We start from the raw sequence: 13,480 nt of genomic DNA, 5'->3' as shown, positions 1-13,480 counted from the left end.
TTTCACATCATCCGGTCGTCGGTCACGCTGGTGCGCGGGACGATGCATATCCGCAGGCTCTTTCTGGCGATCTTGTCGATCAGCCTGTTCTGGGCTGTGGGTTCCATCCTGTTCATCCAGTTTCCGCCGCTGGTGAAGAATGTGCTGACCGCCGACAAGCCGGTCGCCAGCCTGTTCCTCGCCATCTTCTCGATCGGCATCGCCATCGGATCGATCGCGATCAACCGGCTTTTGCAGGGCCATGTGTCGGCCAAATATGCGCCCGCGTCAGTGATCGGCATGGGCGTGTGTATCGTCGCCTTTCACATCGTCTGCGACCTGTGGACGCCCGCGCCGGAAGGGCAGATGCTATCGCTGGGCGGTTTCCTGGCGCATCCGCTCGCAATTCCGCTGTCGCTCTGCCTGCTAGGAGTCGCGACGTTCGGCGGCATGTTCGTAGTACCGCTCTATGCCTTCCTCACCACGACGGTCGAAAAGTGCGAGGCCGCGCGCACGGTGGCAGCGAACAATATCGTCAATTCGGGCGCAATGGTCGTGGGATCGCTCTGCGCGATCGGCCTCAGCATCGCGGGCATGTCGGTGGTGATGCAGCTCTTGCTGGTCGCGATCCTCACCCTCCCCTGCGCAGCGATGGCGTGGAAGCTCCATAAGGCCTGCGACGGGCCACTTTGCCATTGAGTGACGCGCCAGTGAAAGGCGCGTATTTCAATGTCTTAATAGATGAAGCTGTAGAAGGCCGTGAAAAAAGCGCAGAAGCTGAGCGCGAAGAGTTTCCAGTCGCTATCGTCGTCGACAGCCCGCTTGCGGCGCGCCGTGCGATCGTCGACCACCCGGAATATGTGGGCAGGCAGCCGCTGGCGGAAAGGATGGCGGGCCGATTCGGTGGTGAGGACGAGAGGTCGGTTTCGCATGGCGACTTATTAATAAATTATTTACCTTTTTGGCCATCGCCATTCAGGGTTAATCTTCAGCTGTCCCGGTGCGGGACATGCTTGACTGTATGATGTGAACAATACAGCATGACCGAACCGATGAACGAGTCCGTCCCTTCACTCCCGGCCGATGAGCAGCCGAAACGTGCGTTCGGCGCGGGTCCGCCCAGCGCCTTTACGCCGCCCACGCCCTGGCGTCGCCGCTTCCAGATTTTCGGCTGGGTCATTGCCGCGGGGCTGGCGGTACTGATGTTGCTGGTCGCTTGGCTGGCGGTGACAGCGCCCTTGTCGCGTTCGCTGAAGCCAATTGCACCACCCGCGATCAGCCTGATGTCGGCGGACGGCCACCTGATCGCGCGGCGCGGCGCGGTGATCGACAAGCCGGTCACGATGGCGGAACTGCCCGCCCATGTGCCGCAAGCGTTCATGGCGATCGAGGATCGCCGCTTCCAGAGCCATTGGGGCGTCGACCCGCGCGGCATCGCGCGCGCCATGTGGCATAATCTCTGGTCGGACGGCTCTTCGCAGGGCGGCAGCACGATCACCCAGCAATTGGCCAAGGGCGTGTTCCTGTCCGCCGACCGCACCTTCGGCCGCAAGGCGCGCGAGGCTTTGATCGCGATCTGGCTGGAAGCCTGGCTGACCAAGGACCAGATCATGGAGAGATATCTCTCCAACGTCTATTTCGGCGACAATGTGTACGGCCTGCGCGCCGCCGCGCGCCATTATTTCAACCGGTCGCCCGATCGGCTGACCATCCCGCAGGCGGCGATGCTGGCGGGGTTGCTGAAGGCGCCGTCGCGACTGGCGCCGACGTCGAACCTGAAGGGCGCGCGCACCCGCTCCGCGCTGGTGACGCAGGCGATGGTCGACGCAGGCTATATCACGCAGGCAGAACGCAATGCCCTGCCGCCCGCGCGCCTCAACGTCCATGATGATCCCGATCCGACCAGCGGCACCTATTTCGCCGATTGGATTCTGCCCCATGCCCGCGACCGGGCTGGCGCCGTCTATGGCGAGCAGGAAGTGCCGACGACGCTCGACTGGCGCATCCAGCGGCTGGCCGAGGCAGCGATCCGCCGCGCGCCGCTGGGCGGAGCACAGGCTGCGCTGGTGGCGATGAAGCCTGACGGCAGCGTCGTCGCCATGGTCGGCGGCAAAAATTATACGAAGAGCAGTTTCAACCGCGCAGTGCAGGCCAAGCGCCAGCCGGGATCGACCTTCAAGCTGTTCGTCTATCTCGCCGCCTTCCGCGCGGGGATGACGTCAGACGACATGATCGAGGACACGCCGATCACCACCGGCAACTATCGTCCGGCCAATCATGGCGGCAAATATCGCGGTCGCATCACCCTGCGTCAGGCCTTTGCCGCGTCGAGCAATGTCGCAGCCGTGCGCCTGACCCAGAAGGTGGGCGTCGATAATGTCATCAAGGTCGCCCGCGACCTGGGCATCACCGCGCCGCTGACCGAGGATCTTAGTCTGGCGCTTGGCACGTCGGAAATCCCGCTGGTCGAGCTGGCCGAAGCCTATGCGTCGGTCGCGGCCGGCGCCTATCCGGTTATCGCCCATGGCCTGCCACCCGAGGAACAGGGCTGGTTCGAGAAGCTGATGCAGCGCCAGCGCCATTTCAGCGACGACCAGCTGGAAATGATCCGCGACCTGCTGTCCTCCGCCGCCAATCGCGGCACCGGCAGCGCGGCCGCGCTACGTACCAGCACCTTCGGCAAGACAGGTACGACGCAGGACAGCCGCGACGCCATCTTCGTAGGCTATGCCGGCGGCCTGGTGACGGCTGTATGGATCGGCAATGACGACAATGCGCCTCTGCCCGGCGGCGCGGCCGGCGGCGGCGTGCCGGCACGCATCTGGCGCAATTTCATGAGCGGCGCGATCAACGAGCCGGTCGAGAAGGTACCCGAGGAGGAACAGGATCCCGATCTGGTCAACGCCATCGCCAATGTCGCGGTCGAGACGGGAATTGGCAATGTCGGCGTGGGCGTCGATCAGGGTGGCATGACCGTCAATATCGGCGGCAACCAGCTGCGAATCCCGTCCGATCAGCCCATGCCGCTGCCACCGCAGGGCGCGCCGCCGCCACGGATCGTTCCGACCCAACCTGAAGGGGAGGATGGCGGACCCTAGGCAACTCAACGGTTAAGATGGTTAAGCCAAAGCCATTTGTGACAGTGAACAGATGACTTGCACGTCATGCGACAAAGCGTTGACGATCCCCCATTTCCTTATGCCTGCACTTCGATGTTATAAGGAAACGATGTCCGATTCAGAGGTCATACTATGAGTGGGGGAAGAAACGGCGATCTGAACTCCGAGCAGAAGGCTCTGGCAGCGCGCTGGAGCATGGCAGCGGAGACGATAGAGGCGCTGGCCGGGGCGCGTTCGATCGACGCGATCACGGCGGTGCTGCGCGCCTTCGCGCGCCGGGTCGTGGGTGCCGACGGCATCGCCATCGTCATGCGCGATGGCGAGCAATGCCATTATATCGCCGAGGATGCGATGGAGCCGCTCTGGACCGGGCAGCGTTTTCCGATTGAGACTTGCGTGTCCGGCTGGGCGATGCTGAACCATCAGACGGCGGTCATCCCCGACGTCTTCGAGGACAGGCGGGTTCCTCTCGACGCCTATCGCCGGACCTTCGTGCGCAGCATGGTGATGGTGCCGATCGGCCGGGCCGAACCGACCGCCGCCATCGGCGCCTATTGGTGCGAGGCGGAAGCGCCGACCGACAATCAGATCGCGCTGCTGGAGGCGCTGGCTCGCGCAGCATCGACGGCGCTGGAAAATTATCGCCTGTTCGCATCGCTGGAGGCGCTTAACGGCCAACTGGACCAGCGCGTCCGTGAAAAAAGCAATGAACTGGAGCAGTCCCAGGACAAGCTGCGCCAGTTGCAGAAGATGGACATGCTGGGCCAGTTGACCGGGCATGTCGCGCATGATTTCAACAATCTGCTGACGCCGATCATCGGCGGCCTGGACCTGATCCTGTCCGGCCATGGATCGGCCGCTTCAACCAGCCGCACCGCCACCGTCGCGATGCAGGCGGCCGAAAGCGCACAGATGCTGGTGCAGCGGCTGCTGGCGTTTGCCCGGCGCCAGCCGCTCCAGCCCACCGCCGTCGATCTGCCGGATCTGCTGGCGGGAATGCAGGCATTGCTCGCCAGCACCGTGGGGCCGCGCGTGACGCTGTCGGTGGATGCTCCGACTTCACTGCCTGCGGTCCATGCGGACGCGCATCAACTGGAACTGGCGATCCTCAATCTTGCGGTAAACAGCCGCGATGCCATGCCCGATGGCGGCAGGCTCATCATCACGGCGGAAGTCAAGGAACGGCGCCTTCCGGCCCAGCTCAGCCCCGGCCAATATGTTTGCCTGACGATCGGCGACACGGGCGCCGGCATGACCCCGGCAGTGAAGGCGTCGGCGATGGAACCCTTCTTCACCACCAAGCCGGTCGGCCATGGGACCGGACTTGGCCTGTCGATGGCGCATGGGCTGGCCGGCCAGCTGGGCGGCGCGCTCGAAATCGACAGCGAAGTCGGCAAGGGCACGCAGATTCAGTTCTGGCTGCCGGCCGAAAAGGTGAAGCGCGCGCCCGCCGCACCGGCTAACGGCAACGGGACCAATGGCGCCAGTCAGGGCAAGGCCCTGCTGGTCGACGACAATGCGCTGGTGCGCAGCAGCACTCGCGAAATGCTGTCCGACATCGGATATGACGTGGTCGACGTCGAAAATGCCGAAATGGCGCTCGGCATGATCGAAGCCGGCTATCGCCCCGACATCGTCGTCACCGATCATGTTATGCCGGGCATGACGGGCGTGGAGCTGGCGTTGCGGCTGCGGGTCGACCATCCCGACATCGCCACCCTGATCATATCGGGCTATGAAGGGATCGACCTGATCGCGCCGCATATCGCGCGCCTGTCCAAACCCTTCCGCCAGAAACATCTTCAGGCGAGCGTCACCGCCGCCCGCGCACAGGTGGCTTGATTTACATCGCCTGACCGGCGGCTACGCCGCTGGCCCACGCCCATTGGAAATTATAGCCCCCCAGCCAGCCGGTGACATCCACCGCCTCGCCGATGGCGTAGAGGCCGGGGACTTTGGTGGCTTCCATGGTGCGAGACGAGAGGCCGGCGGTGGCGATGCCGCCCCCGGTGACTTCCGCTTTGGCATAGCCTTCGGTGCCGGACGGGGTGAAGGGCCAGTCGGACAGGCGCACGCCTACCGCACGCAAAGCCTTGTCGGTCAGATTGCCTAGTTCGCCCTGCACGCCGATGCGTTCCAGCAATACTTCGGCGAGGCGATCGGGCAAGGCCTGCCCTAATAGCTTACGCAATGGCGTGCGCGGGCGCGCGCCCTTTTCCACGACCAGCCAGTCGGCCACGCGACCGGGCAGGAAATCGACGTGAATCGGCGTGCGGTGCTGCCAGTAGCTGCTGATCTGGAGCATCGCCGGGCCAGACAGGCCGCGATGGGTGAAGAGTGCCGCCTCGCGGAAGCGGGTCTTGTTCCAGCGCACCTCGACATCGGTGGACACGCCCGACAGCGACTGGAACAGCTGTTCGTCCGGCCCCAGGGTGAAGGGCACCAGCGCCGGGTGCGGCTGTACCACCGACAGGCCGAATTGCCGCGCGACATCATAGGCGAAACCGGTCGCGCCCATTTTTGGGATGGAAGGGCCGCCCGTCGCCAGCACCAGCGCGGGGGCGTGATGCTCCCGATCGCCCAGTCGAACGCGATAGAGGCCGTCGCCATGGGCGATATCCGTCACCGGCTGGCCGAGCGCCAGGGTGACGCCGCCCTTCGCGCATTCCTCTTCCAGCATGGCGACGATCTGCCTGGCCGATCCGTCGCAGAAAAGCTGGCCCAGCGTCTTTTCATGCCAGGCGATGCTGTAACGTTCGACCAGCGCAAGGAAATCCTGCGCGGTGTAGCGCCCCAGCGCCGACTTGGCGAAATGCGGATTGGTCGACAGATAACGATCGGCGGCGGTGTGGATATTGGTGAAATTGCATCGCCCGCCGCCGGAAATCAGGATTTTCTTGCCCGGCGCATCGGCATGGTCGACCAGCAGCACCCGCCTGCCCCGCTGCCCGGCGACGCTGGCACACATCATGCCAGCCGCGCCTGCGCCCAGCACGATCGCATCATAATCAGCCATCAGCGACCCCGCTTTAGGCGCACCAGCGCCTCGTCCAGCGACGAGAGGAAGCGCGAGCGGTCCGCCTTCGAGAATGGCGGCGGGCCGCCGATCGCGTCGCCCACCGCGCCCGCGCGCAGATCGGCCATGATAGCGCGGGTGGCGACGGCTGCGCCGATAGAGCTGGAAGTGAAGGGCTTGCCATTGGGCGCGATCACCGCCGCGCCTGCTTTCAGGCAGCGATCGGCGAGCAGGATGTCGGCGGTGATGCAGATGCTGCCCTTGTCCGCCCGCTCTGCGATCCAGTCGTCGGCGGCGTCGAACCCATCGCTCACGACTACCCGGTCGAGCAAGGGATGGGCGGGAATGCGGATCGGGCTGTTGCTGACGATCGTCACGGGGATTTCGTGCCGCCAGGCGACCTTGTAGATTTCCTCCTTCACGGGGCAGGCATCGGCATCGACTAGTATCTTCATGGTCCCGGCGATAGGCGGGTCGGCCATATCAGGCCAGCCTGTTTCGGCGGTTATTTCGCATGAGACCATTCGCCGCCTTCACCCCGCGATATTCCTGTCCTACATGGGCGGCATGAGTGCCCCCCTGTATAACAAGGACATATTGCGGCTCGCCGCGAGCATCCCGCATCACCAGCGCCTGCCTGAGCCGCAGGCGAGCGTCGAGAAGCGGTCGCCGACCTGCGGATCGCGCGTGACGGCGGACGTCAGGATGGCGGATGGACGGCTCGCCGAGATGGGGCTGGATGTGAAGGCCTGCGCGCTGGGGCAGGCATCGGCCGCGCTGATGGCGGCGCAGGCGATCGGCCTGACGGCGGAGGAACTGGCCGACGCACGCGACAGGCTGACCGCCTATCTGGCCGGGGAAAGCGACGATCTCGACTTCTGGCCGGGGCTGGCGGTGCTGGCCCCGGCCCGCGGCTATCCCGCGCGCCATGCCTCGATCCGTCTCGGTTTCGAAGCGATCGCAGAAGCTGCGCGGATGGCGGACGCCTGATGGAAGCGCATGCTGCCGTGAGCGCAACCGACGTGCTGCTGTCCGAAGGCGTGATCCTGCTGGGAGCGGCCGTCGCCTTCGTCATGCTGTTCCGCCGCTTTGGCCTGGGCGCCGTGCTGGGCTATCTGGTCGCGGGCGCGCTGGTTGGGCCGCAGGGACTGGGCCTGGTCGGCGGCGGCGAATCAAAGCTCGCCATTGCGGAGATCGGCATCGTCCTGCTGCTCTTCCTTGTCGGGCTGGAACTGCATCCGGCGCGGCTGTGGCGACTGAAGCGCGACATTTTCGCGCTGGGCGCGGCGCAGGTCATATTGTGCGGCTGCGCGCTGACGGCGCTGATCTTCTATTCTACCGGCTTCAGCTGGGGCGCGGCGATCGCACTCGGCCTCCCCCTCGCTTTGTCCTCAACGGCGCAGGTGTTGCCGAGCCTCAAGTCGAGCGGCCGCATCAACTCGCCTTTCGGCGAGAAGGTCTTTTCGATCCTGCTGTTCCAGGATCTGTCGATCGTCCCGCTGATAACGATCGTCGCTGCCCTGTCGCGCAATCCCGCCGATGCAGGCGGCCCGCCGGGATGGATGATGGCGGGCTATACCGTCGCCGCCATCGCCGGACTGGTGCTGGCCGGCCGTTTCATCCTGCGCCCGCTGCTGGCGCTGGTGGGGCGCATGGGCGAGCGTGAACTGTTCGTCGCGGTCGGCCTGTTCACCGTCCTTGCCGCCGCGGCCCTGATGCACATGTTGCATCTGTCGACCGCGCTCGGCGCCTTTGTCGCGGGCGTCATGCTGGCCGATTCGCCTTATCGCCATGAAATCGAATCCGATGTGGAGCCATTCCGCTCCATCCTGCTCGGCCTCTTCTTTCTGGCGGTCGGCATGGTGCTGGATCTGCGAGCCGTCGCTGCCAATCCGCTTTTCGTGCTGTCTATGGCTGCGATGCTGGTCGTCACCAAGGCCGCGATCATCACCGGCCTCGCACGTCTCTTCGGTATGAACGGACAGCAGGCGCTGGGTGCAGGACTGCTGCTGAGCCAGGGCGGCGAATTCGGCTTCGTTCTGTTCGCGCAGGCGCAGAATGCGCTGCTGATCGCGCCGCAGGCCGCCAGCCTGTTCAGCGCCATCGTCACATTCTCCATGGCGACGACGCCCTTCCTGATGCTGTTCGCCCGCCGATTCGAGTTCGCCAAGCCCAAGGATGACGGCAGCCTGCCCGGCCCGGAGGATGCGCCGCGCGGTTCCGCCATCATCGTGGGCTATGGTCGTTTCGGTCAGACCGTCGCGCAGATGCTGATGGGCCACGGCTTCGGCGTCACCCTGATCGACAAGAAGCCGGCGCAGATCGAGGTGTCGAGCCGGTTCGACATGAAGGTCTATTATGGCGACGGCACCCGTATCGACCTGCTCCGTCGGTCGGGTGCGGATGAGGCGCGCCTGATCGCCTTCTGCATCGACGATCCCTCGCTCGACAGTCAGGCGCTTCAGCCGATTGCCGAAGCCTTCCCGCAGGCCGCGCTGATGGTCCGCGCCTTCGATCGACGGCAGGTGCTGGCGTTGCAGGACATCGACCTCGCCGGCGTGGTGCGCGAAGTCTATGAATCGGCCATCTGCATGGGCGTGCAGGCGATGCAGTCGCTGGGCGTCCCGCAGGAGGAGGTCGAGGAGGTCGAGCGCCAATATCGCACCAATGATGAGCAGCGTTTCGCGCTCCAGATCGAACATGGCAACCTGCTGGCGGCCAAGGATCTCATGTATCGGCCGGGCAAGGCCATGCGGCTGTTGAGCCGAGGGGAGAAGGACGAAGCATGATCGCGATACTGGCCTGCCTGTCCGCCGCGCTCGCCATCGGCGCGGGCGCGTTCGGCGCCCATGGCGTCACCGATCCCAAGGCGGCTGACTGGCTGCGCACCGGCGGCCTCTACCAGCTGATCCATGCCGTCGCGGCGGTAGCGATCCTGGGCGTCGCGCGGGGCGCCGCAGCGACCATGCTGATCGGTGCGGCGATCTTTGCCGTCTCGCTCTATGTCATGGCGCTGGGTGGTCCGCGCTGGCTGGGCGCGATCACGCCGATCGGCGGCACGCTGATGATCGCGGGATGGCTTTGGGCCGCATGGTGCTTCTCCCGCGGGTGATCCGCCCCATCTTGCCGGAAACCACGACCGCGCCTAGATAAAGTCCATGGCTCACGCGCATCATCACCATCAGGAACCCACCGGCACCAAGCTGGCCGACGCTGCCCGCGCCACGCTGGAGGCGCAGAACGAGCAATGGACGCCGATGCGCGCGGCCATTTTCGATGCGCTGGCGGCCGAGGAAAAGCCTGCATCGGCCTATGATATCGCCGACAATGTGTCGAAGGCGCGCGGTAAGCGCGTCGCGCCCAACAGCGTCTATCGCATCCTGGACCTGTTCGTGGCGAACAACATCGCCATGCGGGTGGAAAGCGCCAACGCCTATATCGCCAATGCGCATCCGGGCTGTCACCATGACTGCATCTTCCTCGTGTGCGACGAATGCGGGCAGGTGACGCATATCGACAATGACCCGATCACCAGTTCGCTGCGCACCGCCGCCGAAAAGGCCGGCTTCACGCCCAAGCGCGCAGTGATCGAGATGCGCGGCACCTGCAACGCCCACTGACGGGCCCCCAGCCTTGAACATCGTGGAATGGGTTGCGGCAGCGCTCGGCCTCGTCAACATCCTATTGGTCGTGCGCCGGTCGCTGTGGAACTATCCCTTCGGCCTCGCGATGGTGGCGCTCTATTTCTTCGTCTTCTTCGAGGCGAATCTCTATAGCGACGCGCTGCTCCAGATCTTCTTCTTCGTGATCAACCTCTATGGCTGGTGGAACTGGTTCCGCAGCGAAAGGGGCGAGGATGGCGGCATTGCTGTGGAGCGTCTGGGCCCCCCTGCCCGCCTTCTCTGGCTGACAGGTACAGCGATCGCGATCCTGGGCTGGGGCAGCATGATGGGTCGCTTTACCGACGCCGCCGCGCCCTACGCCGACGCGACCGTGGCGGGTATGAGCGTCGCGGCGCAAATCCTCCAGTCGCAACGCAAGTTTGAAAGCTGGCTGCTTTGGGTCGCGGTCGACGCGCTTGCCACCGGCCTGTTCTGGAGCCGGGGGCTGATCGCCACCTCGGTCCTCTATGCCGTCTTCTTCGTGATCGCCCTCTACGGGCTGATCGCATGGCGTCGGACTATGGCAGGCGCCCAGGCATGACGTTCCGCGTGGTCCTGCACGGTGTCGAAAGCACCGGAAAATCCGTGCTGGCAGAGCGGCTTGCCCGGCATTTCAATACCATCTGGGTGCCCGAATATGGCCGCACCCATGCCGAAACCCATGGCGTCGACATGGACGAGGAGGATCTGCTGACGATCGGCCGGACGCAGGCCGCCATGATCGAAGCCGCCCTGCCCGCCGCAAACCGCTTCCTGTTCGCCGACACCGATTCGCTGATGACCGCCGCTTGGGCGGACATGATGATCGGCCATGTTCCAGAGGTGCTGCTGACCTATCCCAAGGCCGATCTCTATCTGCTGATGGAAGCCGACGTCGCATGGGTGCCCGACGAGGTGCGCATCTACGGCGACGCTCCAGTCCGCGCGTGCTTCGCGGAAATCAGCCGGAACATGCTGGAAAAATCGGGCGTTGTCTGGGCGCCGGTCGGCGGCGACTGGGACGCACGCTTTGCCGGGGCGGTCCGGCTTGTCGAGGCGCTGGAGCGGCCAAAACGATCGTCAGGGTTCGACTTGGCGCAGGAAAACGAGTAGGCACATCATCATGTCCAATCCATCCACGCCGTTGCTCGATACCGTTCATACCCCAGATGACCTGCGCAAGCTGGAGCCGGATCAGCTCCGCCAGCTGGCCGACGAGCTGCGCGCGGAAACCATCGCGGCGGTCGGCGTTACCGGTGGTCATCTCGGCTCCGGCCTCGGCGTCGTCGAACTGACGACCGCGATCCATTATGTGTTCGACACGCCGCGCGACAAGCTGGTGTGGGATGTCGGCCACCAATGCTATCCGCACAAGATCCTGACCGGCCGGCGCGACCGCATTCGCACGCTGCGCCAGGGCGGCGGCCTGTCCGGCTTCACCAAGCGCGCCGAGTCCGAATATGACCCGTTCGGCGCGGCACACAGTTCGACCTCGATCAGCGCGGCGCTGGGCTTCGCCGTCGCCAACAAGATGCAGGACAAGCCGGGCAAGGGCATCGCCGTGATCGGCGACGGCGCCATGTCGGCAGGCATGGCCTATGAGGCGATGAACAATGCGCGCGAGGCGGGCAATCGCCTGATCGTGATCCTGAACGACAATGACATGTCGATCGCGCCGCCGGTGGGTGGCTTGTCCGCCTATCTCGCGCGCCTGGTATCCAGCCGCGAATTTCTGGGCCTGCGCGACCTCGCCAAGAAGCTGGCACGCAAGCTGCCCCGCCCGCTTCACAAGGCAGCGAAGAAGACCGACGAGTTCGCCCGCGGGATGGCGACCGGCGGCACCTTGTTCGAGGAACTGGGCTTCTACTATGTCGGTCCTATCGACGGCCATAATCTGGACCATCTGATCCCGGTGCTGGAAAATGTCCGCGACGCGGCCGAAGGCCCGTGCCTGATCCATGTCGTGACGCAGAAGGGCAAGGGTTATGGCCCCGCCGAAGCGGCGGCAGACAAATATCATGGCGTACAGAAGTTCGACGTCATCACCGGCACCCAGGCCAAGGCGCCGCCGGGACCGCCCAGCTACACCAACGTCTTCGCGCAGGCGCTGATCGCGGAGGCGCAGCGCGATCCCACCGTCTGCGCCATCACGGCGGCGATGCCGTCGGGCACTGGCCTCGACAAGTTCGAACTGGCGTTTCCTGATCGCATTTTCGACGTCGGCATCGCCGAACAACATGCCGTGACCTTCGCTGCGGGCCTCGCCGCGCAGGGGATGCGCCCCTTCTGCGCGATCTATTCGACCTTCCTGCAACGAGCCTATGATCAGGTCGTCCATGATGTGGCAATCCAGAACCTGCCGGTGCGCTTCGCCATCGATCGCGCGGGCCTGGTCGGTGCGGACGGGTCGACCCATGCGGGCAGCTTCGACGTCACCTATCTCGCCAGTCTGCCCAATTTCGTGGTGATGGCCGCCGCCGACGAGGCGGAACTGGTCCACATGGTCCATACCTGCGCCGTGCATGACAGCGGGCCGATCGCGGTGCGCTATCCGCGCGGCAACGGCACGGGCGTCGCCATGCCGGAGGCCCCCGAAGCGCTGGAGATCGGCAAGGGCCGCATCGTCCGCGAAGGGCGGCAGGTCGCCATCCTGTCGCTCGGCACGAGACTGGAGGAAGCACTGAAGGCCGCAGAGGCGCTGGAGGCGAAGGGCCTCAGCACCACCGTCGCCGACCTGCGCTTCGCCAAGCCGCTGGACGAGGCGATGATCCGTCGCCTGCTCACCACCCATGAAGTCGCCGTGACGATCGAGGAAGGATCGATCGGCGGCCTTGGCGCGCATGTGCTCACGCTGGCGAGCGACCTTGGCCTGATCGACAACGGGCTGAAGTTGCGCACCATGCGCCTGCCCGATATCTTTCAGGATCAGGACAAGCCCGAGAAGCAATATGCCGACGCCCGGCTGGATGCGGATGCGATCGTCGATACGGTGCTGACCGCCTTGCGCCACAACAGCGTCGGCACGGAAGCGCGCGCCTGACGCTGATCAGGAACCAAATTCCCCGCCTTGCGTCCTAGCTGAACCGTGCCGATCATGCGATGATCGGCCGGTCCAATGGGGGGAGATTATGGTGCGGAATGTCGGGCGAACCCTCTTTTCCGTTGCCACCTGCCTCCTGATCCTCACCGGCTGCCACCCCAAGGTCGAAGACAAGCCGCCGCCCCGCGCACACGATCCCTTACCGACCCCGCAAAAATCCTCCGTCCTGACCGCGCCGATCGAAGGGGACGCCGCGATTATCCGCCGTGCGGTCGAGGGAGCCGTACCGACGCTGCTCTGGTCGATCGACGAACCTGCCGCACGCTGCATAGCGCCGCAAAAGGTCAAGCTTTTCGGCAAGCAGATCAAGGTCACGCCACCGATCAGATGTGCCATCCATGGCATCGTCACGCGTGGCCCGATCCGGCTGCGCGGCGAGGGGCAGGATATCGTCGCCGACGTCCCAATCCGCGCGCAGATCAGCGCACGCGATGTCCGCGGCGTGCTGAAGGGCGAAACCGCGACGGGTGCGGCCATGGCCCATGCCCGCATCCGCCTGGACCTGACGCCCGACTGGGCGCTGACCGGCAAGGTACGCCTGACCTATGACTGGACCACGCCGCCCGGCATCGACTTCCTTGGCCAGCGTATCCGCTTCACCGACCGGGCGGACGAGAAACTGCAA

At 64.9% G+C, this 13,480-nt stretch carries 13 protein-coding genes and 1 pseudogene; 11 read left to right on the top strand and 3 right to left on the bottom strand.

Features of this window, described 5'->3' with window-relative positions:
* Window positions 1–678 (top strand): annotated as a pseudogene (locus VMR39_RS24655) (MFS transporter); the annotation flags it as partial.
* Window positions 679–713: 35 nt separating this feature from the next.
* Here VMR39_RS24655 and VMR39_RS24650 read toward each other — a convergent pair.
* The gene (locus tag VMR39_RS24650; RefSeq protein ID WP_325420193.1) at window positions 714–911 is read right to left on the bottom strand and encodes a hypothetical protein; all 198 of its coding nucleotides are present in this window, start codon (window positions 909–911) and stop codon (window positions 714–716) included.
* Between the two features lie 108 nt (window positions 912–1,019).
* Here VMR39_RS24650 and VMR39_RS24645 point away from each other — a divergent pair, with 108 nt between their 5' ends.
* Window positions 1,020–3,077: a transglycosylase domain-containing protein gene (locus VMR39_RS24645; protein ID WP_325420191.1), complete on the top strand. Its 2,058-nt coding sequence runs from the start codon at window positions 1,020–1,022 to the stop codon at window positions 3,075–3,077.
* Between the two features lie 153 nt (window positions 3,078–3,230).
* Window positions 3,231–4,940, top strand: a complete 1,710-nt coding sequence (locus VMR39_RS24640; RefSeq protein WP_325420189.1) for an ATP-binding protein — start codon at window positions 3,231–3,233, stop codon at window positions 4,938–4,940.
* Between the two features lies 1 nt (window position 4,941).
* Here the strand turns inward: VMR39_RS24640 and VMR39_RS24635 are convergent, their stop codons facing one another.
* The gene (locus VMR39_RS24635; protein WP_325420187.1) at window positions 4,942–6,114 is read right to left on the bottom strand and encodes an NAD(P)/FAD-dependent oxidoreductase; all 1,173 of its coding nucleotides are present in this window, start codon (window positions 6,112–6,114) and stop codon (window positions 4,942–4,944) included.
* Window positions 6,114–6,569, bottom strand: coding sequence for a YaiI/YqxD family protein (locus VMR39_RS24630; RefSeq protein WP_325420195.1), 456 nt, complete (start codon window positions 6,567–6,569; stop codon window positions 6,114–6,116). Before VMR39_RS24630 ends, VMR39_RS24635 begins: the two co-directional genes overlap by 1 nt.
* A gap of 112 nt (window positions 6,570–6,681) precedes the next feature.
* Between VMR39_RS24630 and VMR39_RS24625 the strand changes: the two genes are divergently transcribed.
* The 8 genes from VMR39_RS24625 to VMR39_RS24590 all read left to right on the top strand — a co-directional run.
* Window positions 6,682–7,104 (top strand): iron-sulfur cluster assembly scaffold protein, encoded by a 423-nt coding sequence (locus VMR39_RS24625; protein ID WP_325420185.1) that lies wholly within the window; start codon window positions 6,682–6,684, stop codon window positions 7,102–7,104.
* Window positions 7,104–8,903, top strand: a complete 1,800-nt coding sequence (locus tag VMR39_RS24620; protein ID WP_325420183.1) for a monovalent cation:proton antiporter-2 (CPA2) family protein — start codon at window positions 7,104–7,106, stop codon at window positions 8,901–8,903. The genes VMR39_RS24625 and VMR39_RS24620 overlap by 1 nt, the downstream gene beginning before the upstream one ends.
* Window positions 8,900–9,226 (top strand): DUF423 domain-containing protein, encoded by a 327-nt coding sequence (locus VMR39_RS24615; RefSeq protein ID WP_325420181.1) that lies wholly within the window; start codon window positions 8,900–8,902, stop codon window positions 9,224–9,226. The genes VMR39_RS24620 and VMR39_RS24615 overlap by 4 nt, the downstream gene beginning before the upstream one ends.
* 46 nt (window positions 9,227–9,272) lie before the next feature.
* Window positions 9,273–9,734, top strand: a complete 462-nt coding sequence (locus VMR39_RS24610) for a Fur family transcriptional regulator (RefSeq protein WP_325420179.1) — start codon at window positions 9,273–9,275, stop codon at window positions 9,732–9,734.
* A gap of 13 nt (window positions 9,735–9,747) precedes the next feature.
* Window positions 9,748–10,317: a nicotinamide riboside transporter PnuC gene (gene pnuC, locus VMR39_RS24605; RefSeq protein ID WP_325420176.1), complete on the top strand. Its 570-nt coding sequence runs from the start codon at window positions 9,748–9,750 to the stop codon at window positions 10,315–10,317.
* Complete coding sequence (locus VMR39_RS24600; protein ID WP_325420174.1) at window positions 10,314–10,868, top strand: ATP-binding protein; 555 nt, start codon at window positions 10,314–10,316, stop codon at window positions 10,866–10,868. The genes pnuC and VMR39_RS24600 overlap by 4 nt, the downstream gene beginning before the upstream one ends.
* A gap of 10 nt (window positions 10,869–10,878) precedes the next feature.
* Window positions 10,879–12,795, top strand: coding sequence for a 1-deoxy-D-xylulose-5-phosphate synthase (gene dxs, locus VMR39_RS24595; protein ID WP_325420172.1), 1,917 nt, complete (start codon window positions 10,879–10,881; stop codon window positions 12,793–12,795).
* A gap of 88 nt (window positions 12,796–12,883) precedes the next feature.
* On the top strand, window positions 12,884–13,480 hold a 597-nt coding region (locus VMR39_RS24590), incomplete at its 3' end, for a DUF4403 family protein (protein WP_325420170.1).

Origin of the sequence: Sphingobium sp., assembly GCF_035511395.1 — a bacterium.
In the GTDB taxonomy this organism is placed as follows: Bacteria; Pseudomonadota; Alphaproteobacteria; order Sphingomonadales; family Sphingomonadaceae; genus Sphingobium.
Note: the sequence above shows the minus strand (reverse complement) of the source record. Positions and strands in the feature narration are given on the sequence as shown.